General features: G+C 53.9%; 19 protein-coding genes. 7 read left to right on the top strand and 12 right to left on the bottom strand.

The genetic code is table 11. The features are described from left to right. Positions 1 to 3 precede the first annotated feature (3 nt). Together ACZ9IL_RS09815 and ACZ9IL_RS09810 are read right to left on the bottom strand one after the other, a co-directional pair. On the bottom strand, positions 4 to 396 hold the full coding sequence (locus ACZ9IL_RS09815; protein WP_476003346.1) for a hypothetical protein: 393 nt from the start codon (positions 394 to 396) through the stop codon (positions 4 to 6). Between the two features lie 101 nt (positions 397 to 497). Continuing rightward, entirely contained in the window at positions 498 to 1130 is a 633-nt protein-coding gene (locus ACZ9IL_RS09810) for a trimeric intracellular cation channel family protein (protein ID WP_310596649.1), read from the bottom strand. 401 nt (positions 1131 to 1531) lie between these two features. Between ACZ9IL_RS09810 and ACZ9IL_RS09805 the strand changes: the two genes are divergently transcribed. The 7 genes from ACZ9IL_RS09805 to ACZ9IL_RS09775 all read left to right on the top strand — a co-directional run bounded on the left by ACZ9IL_RS09805 (position 1532) and on the right by ACZ9IL_RS09775 (position 8917). Continuing rightward, a complete protein-coding gene (locus ACZ9IL_RS09805) occupies positions 1532 to 2554 on the top strand; it encodes a flagellin N-terminal helical domain-containing protein (RefSeq protein ID WP_476003345.1) in 1023 nt (340 codons plus the stop codon). A gap of 630 nt (positions 2555 to 3184) precedes the next feature. Beyond that, positions 3185 to 4204, top strand: a complete 1020-nt coding sequence (locus ACZ9IL_RS09800; RefSeq protein WP_476003344.1) for a flagellin N-terminal helical domain-containing protein — start codon at positions 3185 to 3187, stop codon at positions 4202 to 4204. A gap of 33 nt (positions 4205 to 4237) precedes the next feature. Beyond that, complete coding sequence (locus tag ACZ9IL_RS09795) at positions 4238 to 4660, top strand: flagellar protein FlaG (protein ID WP_476003343.1); 423 nt, start codon at positions 4238 to 4240, stop codon at positions 4658 to 4660. 30 nt (positions 4661 to 4690) lie between these two features. Next, positions 4691 to 6082: a flagellar filament capping protein FliD gene (fliD, locus tag ACZ9IL_RS09790; protein ID WP_476003342.1), complete on the top strand. Its 1392-nt coding sequence runs from the start codon at positions 4691 to 4693 to the stop codon at positions 6080 to 6082. Positions 6083 to 6119: 37 nt separating this feature from the next. Continuing rightward, entirely contained in the window at positions 6120 to 6533 is a 414-nt protein-coding gene (gene fliS, locus ACZ9IL_RS09785) for a flagellar export chaperone FliS (RefSeq protein WP_476003341.1), read from the top strand. Continuing rightward, the gene (gene fliT, locus ACZ9IL_RS09780) at positions 6530 to 6823 is read left to right on the top strand and encodes a flagellar protein FliT (protein WP_476003340.1); all 294 of its coding nucleotides are present in this window, start codon (positions 6530 to 6532) and stop codon (positions 6821 to 6823) included. The genes fliS and fliT overlap by 4 nt, the downstream gene beginning before the upstream one ends. Before the next feature lie 12 nt (positions 6824 to 6835). After that, entirely contained in the window at positions 6836 to 8917 is a 2082-nt protein-coding gene (locus ACZ9IL_RS09775; RefSeq protein ID WP_476003339.1) for a motility associated factor glycosyltransferase family protein, read from the top strand. Positions 8918 to 8994: 77 nt separating this feature from the next. On the opposite strand, the gene ACZ9IL_RS09770 is transcribed toward ACZ9IL_RS09775, so the two are convergent. From ACZ9IL_RS09770 to pseB, 10 genes are read right to left on the bottom strand one after another with little or no spacing between them, the layout of a single operon-like run. Next, positions 8995 to 9552: a GNAT family N-acetyltransferase gene (locus ACZ9IL_RS09770; RefSeq protein ID WP_476003338.1), complete on the bottom strand. Its 558-nt coding sequence runs from the start codon at positions 9550 to 9552 to the stop codon at positions 8995 to 8997. Between the two features lie 53 nt (positions 9553 to 9605). After that, complete coding sequence (locus tag ACZ9IL_RS09765; RefSeq protein ID WP_476003337.1) at positions 9606 to 9743, bottom strand: hypothetical protein; 138 nt, start codon at positions 9741 to 9743, stop codon at positions 9606 to 9608. An 18-nt stretch (positions 9744 to 9761) separates the two neighbouring features. Beyond that, entirely contained in the window at positions 9762 to 10802 is a 1041-nt protein-coding gene (pseI, locus tag ACZ9IL_RS09760) for a pseudaminic acid synthase (protein WP_476003336.1), read from the bottom strand. Next, positions 10799 to 11362, bottom strand: a complete 564-nt coding sequence (gene pseH, locus ACZ9IL_RS09755) for a UDP-4-amino-4,6-dideoxy-N-acetyl-beta-L-altrosamine N-acetyltransferase (protein ID WP_476003334.1) — start codon at positions 11360 to 11362, stop codon at positions 10799 to 10801. The genes pseI and pseH overlap by 4 nt, the downstream gene beginning before the upstream one ends. Next, positions 11344 to 12288, bottom strand: a complete 945-nt coding sequence (locus tag ACZ9IL_RS09750) for a hypothetical protein (RefSeq protein ID WP_476003333.1) — start codon at positions 12286 to 12288, stop codon at positions 11344 to 11346. Before ACZ9IL_RS09750 ends, pseH begins: the two co-directional genes overlap by 19 nt. After that, entirely contained in the window at positions 12289 to 13578 is a 1290-nt protein-coding gene (locus tag ACZ9IL_RS09745; protein ID WP_476003332.1) for an aminotransferase class III-fold pyridoxal phosphate-dependent enzyme, read from the bottom strand. It lies immediately after the preceding gene. Continuing rightward, positions 13575 to 14330, bottom strand: coding sequence for a cytidylyltransferase domain-containing protein (locus tag ACZ9IL_RS09740; RefSeq protein WP_476003331.1), 756 nt, complete (start codon positions 14328 to 14330; stop codon positions 13575 to 13577). The genes ACZ9IL_RS09745 and ACZ9IL_RS09740 overlap by 4 nt, the downstream gene beginning before the upstream one ends. Further along, positions 14327 to 15172: an aldo/keto reductase gene (locus ACZ9IL_RS09735; protein ID WP_476003330.1), complete on the bottom strand. Its 846-nt coding sequence runs from the start codon at positions 15170 to 15172 to the stop codon at positions 14327 to 14329. The genes ACZ9IL_RS09740 and ACZ9IL_RS09735 overlap by 4 nt, the downstream gene beginning before the upstream one ends. Then, positions 15163 to 16305 carry a UDP-4-amino-4,6-dideoxy-N-acetyl-beta-L-altrosamine transaminase gene (pseC, locus tag ACZ9IL_RS09730; RefSeq protein WP_476003329.1) on the bottom strand — a complete coding sequence of 381 codons (1143 nt, stop codon included), beginning with the start codon at positions 16303 to 16305 and terminating at the stop codon, positions 15163 to 15165. The genes ACZ9IL_RS09735 and pseC overlap by 10 nt, the downstream gene beginning before the upstream one ends. After that, positions 16302 to 17306, bottom strand: a complete 1005-nt coding sequence (pseB, locus tag ACZ9IL_RS09725) for a UDP-N-acetylglucosamine 4,6-dehydratase (inverting) (protein ID WP_476003328.1) — start codon at positions 17304 to 17306, stop codon at positions 16302 to 16304. The genes pseC and pseB overlap by 4 nt, the downstream gene beginning before the upstream one ends. Positions 17307 to 17382: the final 76 nt, after the last annotated feature.

Below are 17382 nucleotides of genomic sequence, written 5' to 3'. Positions count from 1 at the left end.
GGATCAGGGGCAAGGCACGGGGGTAAAGGTCTCCTGGCCCTGACAGCGCCAGCCCATCTCGGCCTGACGCATCTGCCACAGGTTGTCGCTGCGAAACATGGTCAGGATGTAGATCATGTCGCTCTTGCGGCCATCGAGCGCCACCGAGAGCACCAGATCGTTATCCAGTTGCTGGGCGTGGATGCGGCTGGGCACGTCCTCATGGCCCACGAAGCGGCGCGCCACTTCGCGGTAGTCGTTGACCCAACCCTGCTGACTGCTGCTCGCCTGACGGATCTGCTGGTTGAACTGTTGCACCGGGGTCGATGCCAGGCGTCCGAACAGGGCCTGCGCGCCGGCATGAGCCGCCGCAACCGTCATCAGTAGGAGAGTGGTAATGAGCCCAAATTTTTGCATGAGGTAGTCCGGCTTAAAACGACCACTCTATGACAACAGAAAAGTGTGCTTGGTTCAATGCCACCCCTCCCGGGATGGGATCCAGCCCATTCAGAGCCAGTTCAGTGTCGTTGCAGCGAGAAAGTCGGCAGCGACAGATGCCAGTAGATGGCCGCCACCCGCAGACCAAACACCCCCAGCATGCTGATCAGCATGGCGACGACCTTGTCCACATGGCACTCCAGCGCCAGGGTATAGAGGATGCCTCCCAGGATGCAGGCGGTGGCGTAGATTTCCTTCTGCAGCACCATGGGCACTTCACGGGCCAGCACGTCCCGGATCATGCCGCCGGCGACACCGGTCATGGTGCCCATGATCACCGCGATCAGGCCCGGCGTGCCGAAGTTGAGCGCTTTTTGTGCCCCGATCACGGTAAACAGGGCCAAGCCGAAGGCATCCGCCACCGGCAGCACGTACCAGGGCATGCGCCTCGGCAGCTTGACCATCCACATGCCGATCAGTGCGGTGGCGATGATCACCCAGATATAGAGGGGATCGCGCACCCAGAACACCGGGGTGGCCCCCAGGATCATGTCGCGGATGGTGCCCCCGCCGATGGCGGTCACCGCCGCCAGTACCATGACGCCGAAACCGTCCATCCGCAGCCTGCCCGCGACCAGCACCCCGGAGAACGCGAAAACCGCAGTACCAAACATGTCGCTGATGTAAACAATCTGCTCAACCAGTGTCTGCATGGAGAACAACTCACGTCCAATAAGTGATGGGGCGGCGATTTTAGGGGCAAGTCAGGCGAGTGAGCAATCCTGGTGTGTAAAAATGGGAGCCAGGCCCAGTTTCCAGGGGCTGGTGGTCAGGAGGCGCTGGTGAAATGACCGCTTCCCATCCATCGGGAGGGAGAGACGGCTCTTGGCCGAGGAGGGCTGCTTCGGGGTCGACGCAAAAAATCCTGAATTTTTTTCTCAAGGCTGGCGGATATGGGCCGATATATAGGGTAGGCGGCGATTACAGCGACAAGCGCTGTAAAAAACAAATTAAAGTATCTGAAAAAGGCGCCGTTAACTAAACATATCAGGCACAAAACAAAACAAAGCCTGAGTGAATTAAAGATAAAATTTAATAGCTTAGGAGAATAGTTATGAGTCTGTTTATTAATACTAACGTTTCATCGCTCAACGCTCAGCGTAACATGATGAATAGCACCAAATCTCTGGATACCTCCTACACTCGTCTGGCCTCCGGCCTGCGCATCAACAGCGCTAAAGACGATGCGGCGGGTCTGCAGATCTCCAACCGTTTGACCTCCCAAGTCAACGGCCTGGACCAGGGCAATCGTAACGCCAACGACGGTATTTCCGTTGCCCAGACGGCTGAAGGTGCCATGGATGAAGTGACCTCCATGCTGCAGCGGATGCGGACTCTGTCACAGCAATCTGCCAATGGCTCTAACAGTAAAGATGACAGAGATGCATTGCAGGCCGAATACAAACAGCTCTCTACCGAGATCAACCGGATTGCCAACGACACGACCTTTGGCGGCCAGAAACTGTTGGCTGGGGGTTACTCAGGCACCTTCCAGGTTGGGGCTGATGCCGGTCAGACAATCTCTTTCAAAATGGAAACTGCTTTTACCTTGTCAGGCATCGCCAGCGCCACGAAAGGCAGCGCCACCATTATGGCTGCTTCGACTGCCAGCAGTGGTGACGATGCTTGGACGGTGACAGACACTGGTTATGTTGCTTCAACAGTTTCTGTTGCATCTGTGAGTTCAACAGTATCAGGTACTCCTGGTGGCGTAGCGGGTATTCCTGCCGCGTCAGCGACAGGTGCACCAGTTAGTTGGTCGAATATCGATGATATCTCCGGCTCTACGGGCTCTAGTGCTCAGTTGGCTTTTGCTAACTTAGACAAGATGATCCAGGTGGTCGACAGCAAGCGGGCAGAGCTGGGTGCGGTGCAAAACCGATTCGACTCCACCATCCGCAACCAGGCCAATATCTCGGAAAACGTCAGCGCTGCCCGCTCCCGTATCCGTGATGCAGATTTCGCCACCGAGACCGCCAATATGACCAAGCAGAATATTCTGCAACAGGCTGCGTCCAGTATTCTGGCCCAGGCCAACCAGCGTCCGCAGTCTGCGCTCTCCCTGCTGCAAGGCTAAGCTGACGGATTGCGAGAAAAAGAAAAGGGCGGTTGTTCAGGCCGCCCTGGTAAGCAAGATGGAACAATGGGGTGTTCGGATTTACGCCTTGTCCTATCGAAAGAGAGTTTCTCTTAAATTGGTATTACCCCTCGAGTGTTGCGCAGATCGTTCACTCTGTCACCCTCGAGGTTGTTCTCCTGAGCGTAAGCTCTTCTTTGGCCGACATTGTCGGCCTTTTTTATGGGCGTCGGAAAATCGACGACACATAAACTTAAGCACAAGCCATGCCAACTAATCACTAGGATGGTATGTCGGCTGCAAGTTCCCTTCTCTACATTCGTTACGACTTGACGACGATGTCCCATTGCCAGCAACGCTTATTTTGGGCGGAGAGGCCTTGCCGCTTTGTTGATGAGGGCGGCAATAAATTTCCTAAAGCTTCCGATGGGGCTGCCGCTACATAGTGTGAAGCAAATTGAGGGGTGTTCGGAAATCCAACATTTGCGCAACTGCGGGTCCTGTGTCCGTTCAAACAGGGGGCCCGCCAGATGGTACAGACTGTTCAATCTGTCCGTCTGAACGGTGGGATCCTGGCTGCACTGACGCAAGCAGAGCCCGCAGTTTCTTGTTCATCAGGAGAAATTCTTTATGGCTATGTATATCAATACTAACACTTCATCACTGAACGCCCAGCGTAACTTGATGAACACCAACAAATCTCTGGATACCTCCTATACCCGTCTGGCCTCCGGTCTACGTATCAACAGCGCCAAGGACGATGCGGCGGGTCTGCAGATCTCCAACCGCTTGACCTCCCAAGTCAATGGCCTGGATCAAGGTAACCGCAACGCCAACGACGGTATCTCTGTGGCCCAGACTGCCGAAGGGGCCATGGACGAAGTCACTTCCATGCTGCAACGGATGCGTACCCTGGCCCAGCAATCGGCCAACGGTTCGAATAGCAAAGATGACCGTGATGCACTGCAGGCCGAATATAAGCAGTTAAATACCGAAATCAATCGTATCGGTACTGACACCACCTTCGGTGGTAAGAAACTGTTGGACGGTAACTACAATGGCACCTTCCAAGTGGGAGCCGATGCGGGCCAGACCATATCTTTCAAGCTGGATACCCAGTTTTCCATGTCGGGTATTGCCAGCGCCACCAAAGGCAGCGCCACCATTATGGCGGCTTCGACTGCCAGCAGTGGTGATGATGCATGGACAGTGACAGACACTGATTATGTTGCTTCAACAGTTTCTGTTGCATCTGTGAGTTCAACAGTATCAGGTACTCCTGGTGGCGTAGCGGGTATTCCTGCCGCGTCAGCGACAGGTGCACCAGTTAGTTGGTCAAATATCGATGATATCTCCGGCTCTACGGGCTCCAGTGCCCAATTGGCTTTCGCTAACTTGGACAAGATGATCCAGGTGGTGGACAGTAAGCGAGCAGAGCTCGGTGCGGTACAGAACCGTTTCGACTCCACTATCCGCAACCAGTCTAATATCTCCGAGAATCTGAGTGCCGCTCGCTCCCGTATCCGTGATGCGGACTTTGCTACCGAGACTGCCAATATGACCAAGCAGAATATTCTGCAACAGGCGGCCTCCAGTATCTTGGCGCAAGCGAACCAACGGCCACAGTCAGCCCTGTCCCTGCTTGGTTAAGACTGACGGGCTGATTGAAATGGGAGAGAGAAGATGACAACAGAACTTGGAAACCTGTCATCTGCCAATGGCTCTTCCGTACAGCTAAGTGACAAGAGCGGCCAAGTGGCCGCTCAATTGCTTTCTGGCGGAGTGGAAGACGCCGGCGTTGCGCCCCGGAAACGGCAGGAGTCAAAGGATCTGACTCTTTCGGTGCAACAGAGCCAAGCGGATATAGAAAAACAGGTACAAAATTTGCAGGAGTTCAGCCAACAACAGGGTTGGACTGTCAATTTTAGCGTGGAAAAAGAGCTGGATCAGGTGGTTATCAAGGTGATGGATGCTGACACCAAGTCGGTGATCCGTCAGATCCCCAGTGAAGAGCTCATCACTATCAACAAACGGATCCAGGCACTGCGCCTGGGAGAGGCGGGGGCCAACCCCAAAGTCGGTTTGCTGCTCGATAGTGAGATATAAGCCACTCAAAACGAATGAGGAGATAAGACAATGGCAGCGATAACGTCAGCAGGCGCAGGGTCAGGTATTGATTTGGAGAGCGTGATTTCTGCCAGTCTGAACGCCAGAAAGGCACAGCTCCAGCAGCCAATCACCACCAAGAAGACCAACACCCAAATTACGCTTTCCGGAGTGGGTCAGCTGAAATCGGCCATTGCGTCCTATGTTACTACTCTCAAAGATATGGCCAAAACGGATGCGTTCAACAAGCGTGCCGTCAACATTACTCAGGACAAGGACAACCCCATTCTCAAGGTGGAGAGTAAGGCGGGTTCCTCCAATGGTCAGTACAATATCACTGTCAATAAATTGGCAACCACCAGCAAGTTTGAAGGGACTTTCGACAGCTCTACCGATGCCTTGATCACTGAAGATGGCACACTGACCTTCAAGGCGGGTGACAAGACGTTCTCCGTCGATGTCAAAGCGGGAGATTCACTGCAGAGTGTGCGCAAAAAAATAAACAACAACGGTGACAACTTTGGCTTGACCGCCAATATCATCAATACATCGGATGGCAAGGCCAAGTTGGTGATGGATTCGGGCGTAAGTGGAACCGGTAGGGATCTGCAAATTAGTGGCAGCACGCCAGGCCTGTCAGGTTTTGTCTCTGCATTGCAACAAGTTGGGGACCCGGCGAGTGACGCAGAGATAGAAGTTGATGGTAATAAACTGACCAGTGCGACCAATACCTTCGATGGTACGATCATGGGTTTGAAGCTCACTATACTGCGCGAATCGGATAAGGACGCTGATGGTAACACCAAGTCGAACAAGGTGGATGTAACGACTGACAAGAATGGCATCAAAGCCATGGTCAAGAGTTTTATCGATGGTTACAACACCTTGGTCAGCAAAGCGGATGCGTTGGGTAAACGCAACAGTATAGTCGCGGGTCAGAGTAAGGATGATGGTGGTGCTCTGGCTGGTGATTCAGTTACGCGTAGTGTAGTCAATCAGATGAGTAGTATTCTAATCACTCCCTCCGACAACTCGAATGTATTTGACACCATTTTCCAGCTTGGGATCAAAATGGATAACAAGGGGGTGCTCTCTCTTGATAGTGAGAAATTTGATGAGGCGTTGGATAAAAATTTCGAGCAGGTAGTTGCCATATTCGGTGGTGAGAAAGGGGTTGCAGGCCAGTTAGCCACATCTCTGGAAGACTATTCCAAAACGGGTGGGTTACTTGCTCAACGAGAAGATTCTCTCAACTCAGATCTACGGACACTGGCACAAAAAGAATCCGATACCTCGGCCCAATTGGTGAAATATGAAGCCAGTCTAAGGGCTCGTTATGGTGGCTTGGATACATTACTTGCCAAAATGAACCAGTCGGCATCTTATCTAAGCCTTATCAATACTTCAGGCTCATCATCCTGAGTTGTATTTTCGCGATCCTGAGTAAAGAGGAGCTGTCATGTATCGCAAGAATATCAAAGCTTACACCACTCAAAATCTGCAGGCTGAGATGGCGGTAGCCGATCCCTATCGTGTCATTCAGCTGATGATGCAGGGGTGTATTGAACGTCTTGCTCAATCTAAAGGGGCAATAGAGCGCAGAGATTTTGAAGGCAAGTCAGTTGCCATTTCCAAATGTATGGCCCTGATCAATGGGTTACAAGATTCATTAGACTTTTCATATGGTAAAATCCCTGAAGATTTATTTGCTCTTTATGAATATATGAAGCAGCGTTTGCTTGATGCTAGCCGTAATATGGATATTGCCCCTCTAGACGAGATTAGCCAATTGATGTTGACAATTAAGAGTGGATGGGATGCGATTCCAGTAGAAGAGCGTGAAAAAACATTAGCTAAGCAGGCGTCATTATGACAGATGCATGTAAGCTGGAACAGCTGACAACTGCGATGATTGAAGCTCTATCGGATAATAATCTGTCTTTAGCTCAGGATTTAGTCGAGAAACGTCTTCGTTTATTACAATCACTTTGTGAAACTGGAGTTTTTAGTTCTGACCTAGTTTCTGTCGCCAAGTCAGTTGTTGCCTTGGACAAAGAGTGGGTATTTCGCCTAGAGGCTGAAAAAAATGAGATACAACACCGATTGGTTGATATTATAGCTGCTGGAAAAGCGACTCAGTCATACAAAATTTACTCCAAATAAAATAGGTTTGTTATGGATATAAATAAAGACATTGAATCTCTCGAAGCTAAAGCTTTCATTTTAAAAAAACAGAAAGAGCAAGAAAGAGCAATGATCGAGGTGCTCCCAGTTCGTTTCGAAAGGAACATGGATGCTTTCCGTAGATATATCCCAACTATTTACAAGGAGTTCAATTCATACAAGCCAAAAAGGGAGTTTGATTTTTTTTGCAATGATAATGGTATCCCTAATCTATTATGGCGTGATGATCCTCGTCCTTTCTATGGGCAGGATCCATATCTAGATTGTAAGCAGCAAATTGAGCGTATTTTAAATCGGGGCAGTTCGATCCAAACACTCAATTTCTCGATAGAGGATAACCCACTTGAGTTCATTCATTTGGATTTCATGAATGAGATGATGCATAAGCAATCTGCTGCATCAGAAAGCCTATACCCAATTACTTCAGTAGGAAGTGAAATTCCACTAATGTTTATGTATGGTGTAGGTTTAGGATACCAGATTTCTTACCTTTATGAGAAATGTCGGCCAAGCTTACTCTTTATAATTGAGCCAGACATGGATCTCTTTTATGCATCATTGTTTACATTTGATTGGTTTGTGCTTCTTGATTATATCAATGAAGAGAATTTGAAAATCCATATATTCCTTGGGCAGAATAAAGATGACATAATTCAAGATATAACAGTTGCTTCAGCAAAGTATGGCTCTTATCTTTCATCTGCGAGTGTTGGTTTTTGGCATTATAAAAGTAATGATATTCTTGAGCTGATAAAGAAAACAAAACAGGAGTTTTTTTTCTTGGTCAGTGGGTGGGGATTTTTCGATGACAATATTATTGCAATGTCTCATACTATTGCGAATGTCAAAAGGAATATTCCATTTTTAGTCAAAGATCAGAAAATTGATAAGCAATGGGAGGATGTTCCATTTTTTATTGTAGGCAATGGTCCCTCGCTTGATGCGGCAATAAATCTACTAAAAGAATATCAAGAATATGCACTTATATTGAGCTGTGGTAGTGCATTATCTGCTCTACATAGAGCTGGTATTAAACCAGATATTCATGTTCAAGTTGAAAGAACAAAAGTTGTGCCAGACTCGCATCGTATATTGAATGACAGCTCGTATTTAAAGGATATATTATTTCTAAGTGTTGATGTGATTCATCCTGATTGTGCGGAACAATTTAATCGTATTGGGCTAGCGTTTAAAGGTTTTGAACCAGGAGTGTCTTTCCTTGATAAACATGCCAGAATTACAACACAGAGAGATATATTAAGGTCTGCGAATCCTCTAGTTGGAAATACTGGTCTTGCAACCGCATGTCGCCTTGGATTCAAAAATATTTATCTTGTTGGAATTGATAATGGTTATAAAAGTGACAGTCATCACCATTCTAAATTAAGTTTCTATTTCGATTCCAAGGGAAAATCAAAAGAAAAGCTATCAACACAAATAGCTAAAAAGAGTCGACATCTTGTGCCTGGTAATTTTGGTGGTGAAGTAGAAACAACCAACATGATGATACATTCCAAGACAGTTATGGAACGGCTTATTGATAGCTATAAAGACACTCATGTTTATAACTGCTCTGATGGTGCACAAATTAATGGTACTAAGCCGATTTTATGTGAGCACGTTAAACTAAGTCGGCTTATTTTAGATAAATCAAAGCTGTTGAAAAATATTATTACCGAAGTATACAAACCAATGAATGTAGATCTGAAAGCTTTAACTGAAAGCTTAAGGTTTGATTTATTTGATGATTTTGTTGATAGGTTTATCTTGGAGTGGGATAAAAAATTCCTCACTAAGCAAGATATTATTTCATGTATGTCAATAACCTATGATCATTTAAATACTATCGCAATATGTGGTTATGAGTATATCTATAGATGCCTGATTGGCTCTATAAACTATTCATTCAGTGTCATTTTATCTTTTTTATATAAATTTGATGAGTCAGATGCTTTTTATATAACTGTAAATGAAATGATAGATAGTATGCGGAATTATTTCAGCTCCATGAAAGAAAAATATTCAGGGACTCTGGATAGCATTGATAGAAAAGAACATGGTCTTTTCGATTGAAATACATCATCTATAAATAATAAAAGACCGATTCATGTAAATAAGTCATAGAAATTGAATCGGTCTGCTTTATATTCTTAGGAGACTCCCTTGTTTACCTTCCCAAGTAAAATAGAAGTTGTCCATCCAGAAGAGGTCAGAAAATGTTCTTGTCTCTCTCCTTCAATGACAAATCCATTGTTTAAAAAGGCTTTGATGGAGCCTATGTTTTCTACATAAGCACCAGCTGTGACCTTGTGAAGTTGCAATGTTGAAAAACAATAATCAGTTACTAGTTCAATGGCTTCTGTGGCTATTCCTTTCCCCCAGAACCTTTTATCACCAATAATGATCCCGATATCCGCCCTATGATGATGTTTATCTATACTTGAGATTTTTATATTTCCAACATGTGTACCAGAGTTGTCATCGATAATGGCAAGCAATAATTCGATACCGTTCTTGTCATGATAATATTTTAGAAGAGAGTCTATATCCCATTTAGTGAAGCGGGATTCAAGGAAATTATTAACTTCAATATCGTTTAGCCAATCGCAATATGTTTCCGTGATATCTGAGATTATCATATTTCGGATTGTAATAGATGACTCTTGCCCATCTAACTTCTTTTTTAAGATGATTTTATCTGTATTCATATATCAGACCTTTTTAAGGGACGATACCTCCACCGGAGGTGGTTCATTCACGTTCAGACATGCTTGCAGCCCAGATACACCAGCGCCTTGAAGATGGGATCGCTTCCCAGGGACTTGTCGAGGATGGCGGCCTTGTTGCGCTCATACCACTCGTTCCCTTCCTGCGCCATGAAGACGTTCTTCTGTTGCATATCGTGTTCCTCGGTGGCTCAGGAAACCAGTGACCAATCCAGCGGTGTACCGGCCTGAATATCCTGACTGGCGCTGCGGCCGAGCAGGGATGGCAGGTGGATAGGCGCCAAGCCGTGGGCGGGGCGAATGGATCTCAGATTTTGCGGGGTGAAGTGTTCACCCGCCTTCATGTCTTCGCAGACGAAGAGGGATCGCGAGAATTGCCGGCTCAGCATGGCCTTCTTGTTGAGGTGGTAGCTGACCTCGCCCAGCGCCGCCTCCGCTTGCCGTATTCCTTCAACCATTGAGCCGAACTCGCTGGGTGTCATCGAAAAAGAGGCATCGGGCCCACCAATGGTTCTATCCAGAATAAAGTGCTTCTCGATCACTTTGGCACCGAGGGCGGTGGCGGCGATGGCCACGGCATGGCCCAGGGTATGGTCCGACAGCCCGGCCTTGACGCCGAAGGTCTGCGCCAGGTTGGGCATGGTGAGCAGGTTTGCCTCCTCTGCCGGGGCCGGGTAGGAGGAGGTGCACTTGAGCAGGGTGATGTCCTGGTTGCCCATGCGCCGACAGGCCTGCACGGCCGCATCTATGTCGGCAAGGGTGGCGATGCCGGTGGAGATGATCATCGGCTTGCCCTTGCTGGCCGCGTATTCGATCAGAGGGATATCGGTGATCTCGAAGGAAGCGATCTTGTAGAGGGGCACATCCAGGCTCTCCAGGAAATCGACGGCAGTGAAATCAAAAGGGGTCGAGAAGAAGACCAGCCCCTCCCTGTGTGCCTCGGCCTGGATGGCGGCATGCCATTCCCAGGGGGTATAGGCCTGCTGATACAACTTATGGAGCGTGGTGCCATCCCAGATGGTCCCCTGCTTTATCTGGAAATAGTCGTTGTCACAATCCAGGGTAATGGTGTCCGCGGTATAGGTCTGGATCTTGATGGCATCGGCGCCGCACGCCTTGGCGGCGCGCACGGTCGCGATCGCCGTCTCCAGGGAGTGGCCATGATTGGCCGACAGTTCGGCGATGACGAAGCATCGGTTCGGATTGATGGCCTGAGCCTGGGCTAGTGTCATGGGTGTCTCCACTCCTGTTCGGTGATCCCCATGAGCAGGAGATCGATAAAGCGGTGTTGAGCCGGGCGGCAGACGGCTTCCCGCCAGGCGCCCTCGTGGCGAAAGCCGGCTCTTTGATAGGCCAGGATGGCTCGCTCGTTGTCGGCGGCCACCTCCAGTTTGAGGGTGTGTAGCCGGGCGACATCGAATGTTAGTTGACCGACGGCCGCCAGCAGGCGTGCACCCAGGCTCTCCCCGTGCCGCGAGGGGTTGCGATAGATGCCGAGCCAGGCGATGCGATTGTGCCAGTCCAGCTGGTGCAGGGAAACGACCCCGGCGGGGCCCTGGCTATCGAGGCAGAGATAGTTGAAGTTGCGGGTCTCGTGCTGCTGGCGTGCCATGAAGGCCAGGTGAGCCTCCAGCGGGATCTCACCTCCCGAGCTCATCCAGTGGGCGACATCCGGGTGGTTGCGCATCTGCCAGACCGTCAGGCTCAGTGGTGCATCGAGGGCGGAAAAAGGGATGATCTCCATCCCGGCCAGCGCGAAGTGCCGCTGCAGATCTAGCGCTGGCTGAGCCATGCGAGGGCCTCCAGGGTGCCATTTCCGCTCATCCGTGCCTGCAGGGCGCGGGCCCGTCTGGCCCGCTCCTGCGGATTGTCCAGCAGGGTCAGCCCCAGTGCCAGTGTGGGGAGCAGGCTCTGCTCGTGCCACCAGCCAGCGGAGACGAAGCCATCCGGGCCGCACCAGCCGGCGAGCTGATCGGCCTGATTGTCGGCGACCCCGATGAGAAGGCCGGGCAGACCGCAGCGGGCCAGCTCGTAACTGACCTGGCCGGCAGCGCTGATGACGAGATCGCAGCGGGACATGAGTTCAACCATCTGCCCGGCATCGAGGCGATGGTGCTGCCGACAGCGAGCGAGGCGGGGGTCGGGTTGATGTATGACGACCTCCAGTTCGACCTCGGGGTGATGATCGTGTAGCCAGGCCACCAGTCCCGGGGTCAGATCCCGAATATCGGTGCCTCCCATGATGATCAGGAGGCGCTCGATACGGGCGGATATCCGAGTGCGGGCGGGCACCGACCAGAACGGCGGGCGCAGCGGCTGCCAGCTTGGCCCCCACTGCCAGCTGGCGGTGCCCGGCTGGCGGTCGGGTGTGCCCGGGCTGGCATGGATCACCAGCCCCTCAGGGTAGGCCAGTCGCCTGGTGTCATCGAGGTAGATGACCCGTACAAAGCCGGCCGAGATGCTCCCCAGGGTGGCCAGGCTCGCCGAATAGGAGTCGACGATGGCGACTGCGTTCTGCGGGGGGACGTTTTTATCCTGCCACGCCTCCCAGCTGACACTTTCCCCCTTGAGCAGGGAACCGGCGAACTCATCCCCGTCCACGGCCCAATGGACGGAGCCCCCCTGGGCTTGCCAGGCGGCGGCATAGGCGCTGCAGCGGCTGATGTGACCGAGCCCCCGAGCCCTGTCTCCTTCGGTGAAGATCCAGAGTGGCAGCACTCAGCGCACCTTGAAGACGGGCTGGATCGGCTCACCATCCAGGGCCTCGTGGATAGCGCACGCGGCATCCAGCCGGATCAACGCCGGCAACACCTCTGCATAGACCTCAAGCAAGCGAGCGACGTCCGCTTCACTGTGGGCCAGGTTGATGTTGTGACTGCCGAGGCTCAGGATCCCGCGCTTGCACAACTCCTGAATGAAGTAGCTTTTGAGCAGCCAGCTGGAGTGGTTGGAGGAATCGGCGATGAGCAGGAAGCTCCAGCCGGGATGGCCTGCGCTCTGCAGCCAGCTCGGGGCGTCCAGTCTCTGCAGCAGGGCATCGAGCCCGCTGAGCAACTGCTGGCCCCGCTCGGCCAGACGAGCGGGCACATTCAGTCGACGCATCTTCTTGATCACGGCGTTGGCGGCCGCCAGGGCGATGGCATCGCCGCCGAAGGTACCGGAGAAGAAGATATCCTCCATGCGTTGCATGTGCTCGCGGCGGCCCACCACGGCCGAGATCGGGAAGCCGTTTGCCATCCCCTTGCCGAAGGCGGCCAGATCCGGCGTCACGCCGAACAGGGTCTGGGCACCGCCAAGGTGGAAGCGAAAACCCGTGATGGTCTCATCGAAGATGAGCAGGGCACCGTGCTCATCGCACAGCTGGCGCAGGCCGGGCAGAAACTCCGGAGTGGGCCAGGCGACGTTCATGGGCTCCAGGATCACGGCGGCAAATTCGCCCGGGTGAGCCTCGAGCTGGGTCCGCAGGGAGGCCAGATCGTTGTAATCGAAGCGATGGGTGAGCTCGCGCACGCACTCGGGCACCCCCAGGTGGCGGGTGGTGGAGCCGATGTACCAGTCCTGCCAGCCGTGGTAGCCACAGACGGCGACCCGCTCCCGCCCGGTGACGGCACGGGAGAGGCGAATGCAGGCGGAGGTGGCGTCGGTGCCGTTCTTGCCAAAGCGCACCATCTCGGCGCAGGGGATGAGCTCGATGAGCTGCTCCGCCACTTCGGTCTCCAGCCGGTGAGGCAGCGAGAAGATGGAGCCCAGGTTGAGCTGCTCCAGTACGGCCTGGTTCACATCCGGGTCACAGTAGCCCAGGCTGATGGCGAGCAGGCCGCTGGCAAAATCCAGGTACTGGTTGCCATCCACGTCCCAGACCGTTGCGCCTTCACCGCGCTCGATGAACAGGGGGGCTGCGCCATAGGGGAAGCAGAGACGGCTCTTGGAGAAGGTCTGGGACCCTAAGGGAATGCTCTGCTCTGCCCGTGCGGAGAGGGCCAGTGAATGTTGATAACGTGAGGTCATGGGTGCTTCTCCTTGGCCAGCGAGCTTGCCAGCCCTTCATTGCGCTGATGCTGGGTGTTCAGGGTCGCGAGATGTGGCTCCCGAACCAGCAAATTGAGGATGTCATCAGTATTAAATGCTGGTTTTTCAGGATAAAGTTTCTTATAAACCTGCTCAACCAGCTCAAAATCGGCCGGTTCATCCACTGTCCAACGCAGGTGGGACAGGCTCGGCTGGCGTGCCAATTTTCCGATCTTGAATTGATCGGTGTGCTGGCGAATGTAATAGGTGACGTGCTCGCGCTGAACCGGGCTGGTGGCCTGCTCAGCCAGCAGATTGAGGGTGCTGGCACTCAGGATCTCGGCATCCAGCCCATCCGGGTAGCTGGGGTCCCAACAGTTGCTGCTGTAGTCATAGCCGCCAGCCAGGTGAAAGTGGATGAGCTCGTCGATGAGGGCGGGATCCGCGAGCGGGCAGTCGCCGGTCAGCCTGACGACATGAGCGGGGGCAAAGGGTTGAGCCGCCAGGTGGAAACGTGCCAGCACATCGTCCAGGGGACCGCGAAAGCAGGGGACTCCGAGTCGTTCACAAAGCAGGGCGATGGCCTCATCGTCGGCCTGAACGCTGGTGGCGACCATCAACTGGTCCAGCCCCGTCGCGCGTTTGAGCCGTTCAATCTGGCGTGCGAGCATGGGTTCACCCAGCAAGGGTTTGAGCACCTTGCCAGGCAGCCGGCTGGAGCCTGCCCTGGCTTGCAAGATTCCGAGGATCATGATGATGTCCACATGGCCGGATTGATGAGGGCGGGGTCGTCGCAGGCGAGGCTGGCAAGCTCGGTGTCGGGCCACTGAGGCAGATGGCCATGGGCCGCGCCTATGGCCGCCAGCTCATGAGCATGGCAGACCCCCACCACGAAGCGGCTGACCTGCGGCAGGGCCGCTGTCAGCGAGAGCAACTTGACGAGGAGGGAGAGATGGGGATGCCAATTGTCCAGCCGCGCCAGCGGCTCGGCGAAGGCCTCGAAATAAGCCGGGCGCATCGCTGGCTGCATCAGCAGCAGCCCCTGCAGGAAGAGGGAACGGACGTGGATCTCGCAGCCTATATCCTGCAACCTATCGAGCCAGCCCGCGCGCAGGAAGCGCTGATCCAGCAGGTTGGCGGGCAGTTGTACCAATTGCAGGGGGTAGCCCTGAGCCAACCAGGTGTCGAGCTCCTCGGGGGCGTAGACGGAGACGCCGAGCTTGCCCACCTTGCCTTGTCGCTGCAGGTCTTCGAGCCGTTCGAACAGCGCGGGGCTGGCATCCTGACTGCGATGCAGCAGCAGGCCATCCAGCCTGGCACGGTCAAGCCGTCGCAGGCTGTCATCGACACAGGCCACCACATTGGTGGCGGAGGTGCCCGGTGCCAGCTTGCTCACCAGGTGGAAGTCGGCAGTGTGCCGGCTGCCGAGCCGTGACTCGGCATTGCCATAGGCCTGCGCCGTGTCGAGGGTGTCGATCCCCAGTTGCCGGGCCAGGGTCAGGATGTGGTCGAGCTCGCTATCCACGACCTCACCTGTCCGGTTGCTGATGCCGTAATCGAGTCCGAACTGCACCGTGCCCAGGGCTAGGCGCATAGCACGGACTCCAGGGCCTGGACGACCCTGTCCTGATCGGCCAGGGAGAGGGTCGGGAACAGGGGCAGGCTGATGGCCTGTCGGTAGTAGGCCTGGGCGCCGGGATAATTGGCGGGATCCTGCCCCAGCTCACGGTAGTAAGGCTGAGCCGGGATGGGCATGTAATGCACGTTCACCCCAATGCCCGCGTCTCGCAGGCGGGCAAAGACCTGGTCGCGGTCGGCAACCTGGATCACGTAGAGGTGGTAGCCGGAGCGGCGCTCATCGCCTTGACGCAGTGGCGTTACCGGCAGCCGAGTCAACAGTTCGTCATAGCGGGCCGCCAGCTGCTGGCGCTGGTCGATGAAGTGGGGCAAACGGCGCATCTGGCTCAGACCCAGAGCGGCCTGGATGTCGGTCAGACGGTAGTTGAAGCCAAGCACCTGCTGCTCATAGTACCAGCCACCCGGGCTGGGCGCGCTCAGTTGCTCGGGATCCCGGGTGATGCCATGACTGCGATAGAGCCTCAGCTTGGCGGCGAGCTCGTCATCGCGAGTGGTGACGGCGCCCCCTTCCCCCGTGGTGATGGGCTTCACCGGATGGAAGCTGAAAACGGTCATGTCGCTGTGAGCGCAGCTGCCGATGGGGCTGTCTTGGTAACTGGCGCCCAGGGCGTGGCAGGCATCCTCAATCAGGCGAACGTCATATTGTCGACACAGGGCGCCAATTTCCGCCAGATCGCAGGGCTGACCTGCCAGGTGCACGGCGACCAGCGCCTTGGGCTGGGCCGGGGTGCCCTGAACGGCCAGCAGCTTGGTGCGCAGCGCCGCCACGGCGAGGTTGCCGGTATCGGGCTCCACATCGACAAAATCCACCTGGGCGCCGCAGTAACGGGCGCAGTTGGCGGAGGCGACGAAGCTGATGGCAGAGACCCAGACCGAGTCACTGGGCCCAAGGTCCAGGACGGCGCAGGCGAGGTGCAGGGCCGTGGTGCCATTGTTGCAAGCAATCACATGGGGAACCTGGCAATGATCGGCCAGCCCCTGCTCGAAGGCGGGGACCATCTCACCCTGGGTCAGAAAGTCCGACTTCAGGACGGCAACGACGGCATCGATGTCATCATCAGTGATGGATTGGCGTCCATAGGGGATCATTCGGCTAGCACCTGCTGGTTCATCATCTGTAGTTCGTCTATCGACAGAAAGTGCTGATTGTTTAGGGAATTGTATTCAAAACCGGGCTCGACCAGGGTGGACGTTTCCCCAACGGCATTGGTCGTGAAGTCGTTGTTGCGACTGCTGAAACTGATGCTCGGGGAGATCACGTAATAATCCTTGAACTCGAAGGTGTGATAGGAATCGTCGGCCGGGCACATGACCTCGTGCAGCTTCTCGCCGGGACGAATGCCGATGATCTCTTGCGGCAGTTCCGGCGCCATGGCGCTGGCGAGATCCGTGATGCGCACGGACGGGATCTTGGGGATAAAGAGTTCCCCTCCCTTCATCCGCTGGAAATTGGTCAGCACGAAGTCGACCCCTTGCTGCAGGGTGAGCCAGAAGCGGGTCATCTCGGCGTGGGTGATCGGCAGATGACTGGCACCCTCTCTGATCAGCCTGTCGAAGAAGGGCACCACGGAACCGCGAGAACCGACCACGTTGCCATAACGGACGACGGAGAAGATAGTCGGGTTCTTGCCCGCCATATTATTGGCGGCGACAAACAGCTTGTCGGAGCAGAGTTTGGTGGCGCCATAGAGGTTGACCGGGTTGGCGGCCTTGTCGGTGGAGAGGGCAATCACCTTCTCGACCCCGTTGTTGAGCGCCGCCTTGATGACGTTTTCCGCTCCTCCCACGTTGGTCTTGATGCACTCCATGGGGTTGTATTCGGCGGCAGGCACCTGTTTGAGGGCGGCGGCATGGACCACGAAGTCCACGCCGTGCATGGCCATGTTGAGCCGCTCCGCGTCTCGCACATCACCGATGAAGTAACGCATGCAGGGGTGATTGAAACGCTGCTGCATCTCGAATTGCTTGAGCTCATCACGGGAATAAACGATCAAACGGCTGGGGGTGTAGCGGGAGAGGACGGTCTCGATAAATTTCTTGCCAAAGGAGCCGGAACCCCCGGTGACCAGGATCGTTTTTCCGTTGAACATGTCGGTGTCCCATTCTGAAGGTGTGTGTCTGTGAAAATTAAAAGCATATTCTGTGCCAGAACCCATTTTCGGCATC

The organism is Aeromonas sp. TECH754 (genome assembly GCF_056279295.1).
This window is presented reverse-complemented; position numbering and strand designations above follow the sequence as displayed.

Excerpts from the sequence above, each read along its gene's own strand:
- ACZ9IL_RS09815 (WP_476003346.1), bottom strand. The coding sequence starts at position 396 with ATGCAAAAATTTGGGCTCATTACCACTCTCCTACTGATGACGGTTGCG.
- ACZ9IL_RS09810 (WP_310596649.1), bottom strand. The coding sequence starts at position 1,130 with ATGCAGACACTGGTTGAGCAGATTGTTTACATCAGCGACATGTTTGGT.
- ACZ9IL_RS09805 (WP_476003345.1), top strand. The coding sequence starts at position 1,532 with ATGAGTCTGTTTATTAATACTAACGTTTCATCGCTCAACGCTCAGCGT.
- ACZ9IL_RS09800 (WP_476003344.1), top strand. The coding sequence starts at position 3,185 with ATGGCTATGTATATCAATACTAACACTTCATCACTGAACGCCCAGCGT.
- ACZ9IL_RS09795 (WP_476003343.1), top strand. The coding sequence starts at position 4,238 with ATGACAACAGAACTTGGAAACCTGTCATCTGCCAATGGCTCTTCCGTA.
- fliD (WP_476003342.1), top strand. The coding sequence starts at position 4,691 with ATGGCAGCGATAACGTCAGCAGGCGCAGGGTCAGGTATTGATTTGGAG.
- fliS (WP_476003341.1), top strand. The coding sequence starts at position 6,120 with ATGTATCGCAAGAATATCAAAGCTTACACCACTCAAAATCTGCAGGCT.
- fliT (WP_476003340.1), top strand. The coding sequence starts at position 6,530 with ATGACAGATGCATGTAAGCTGGAACAGCTGACAACTGCGATGATTGAA.
- ACZ9IL_RS09775 (WP_476003339.1), top strand. The coding sequence starts at position 6,836 with ATGGATATAAATAAAGACATTGAATCTCTCGAAGCTAAAGCTTTCATT.
- ACZ9IL_RS09770 (WP_476003338.1), bottom strand. The coding sequence starts at position 9,552 with ATGAATACAGATAAAATCATCTTAAAAAAGAAGTTAGATGGGCAAGAG.
- ACZ9IL_RS09765 (WP_476003337.1), bottom strand. The coding sequence starts at position 9,743 with ATGCAACAGAAGAACGTCTTCATGGCGCAGGAAGGGAACGAGTGGTAT.
- pseI (WP_476003336.1), bottom strand. The coding sequence starts at position 10,802 with ATGACACTAGCCCAGGCTCAGGCCATCAATCCGAACCGATGCTTCGTC.
- pseH (WP_476003334.1), bottom strand. The coding sequence starts at position 11,362 with ATGGCTCAGCCAGCGCTAGATCTGCAGCGGCACTTCGCGCTGGCCGGG.
- ACZ9IL_RS09745 (WP_476003332.1), bottom strand. The coding sequence starts at position 13,578 with ATGACCTCACGTTATCAACATTCACTGGCCCTCTCCGCACGGGCAGAG.
- ACZ9IL_RS09740 (WP_476003331.1), bottom strand. The coding sequence starts at position 14,330 with ATGATCCTCGGAATCTTGCAAGCCAGGGCAGGCTCCAGCCGGCTGCCT.
- ACZ9IL_RS09735 (WP_476003330.1), bottom strand. The coding sequence starts at position 15,172 with ATGCGCCTAGCCCTGGGCACGGTGCAGTTCGGACTCGATTACGGCATC.
- pseC (WP_476003329.1), bottom strand. The coding sequence starts at position 16,305 with ATGATCCCCTATGGACGCCAATCCATCACTGATGATGACATCGATGCC.
- pseB (WP_476003328.1), bottom strand. The coding sequence starts at position 17,306 with ATGTTCAACGGAAAAACGATCCTGGTCACCGGGGGTTCCGGCTCCTTT.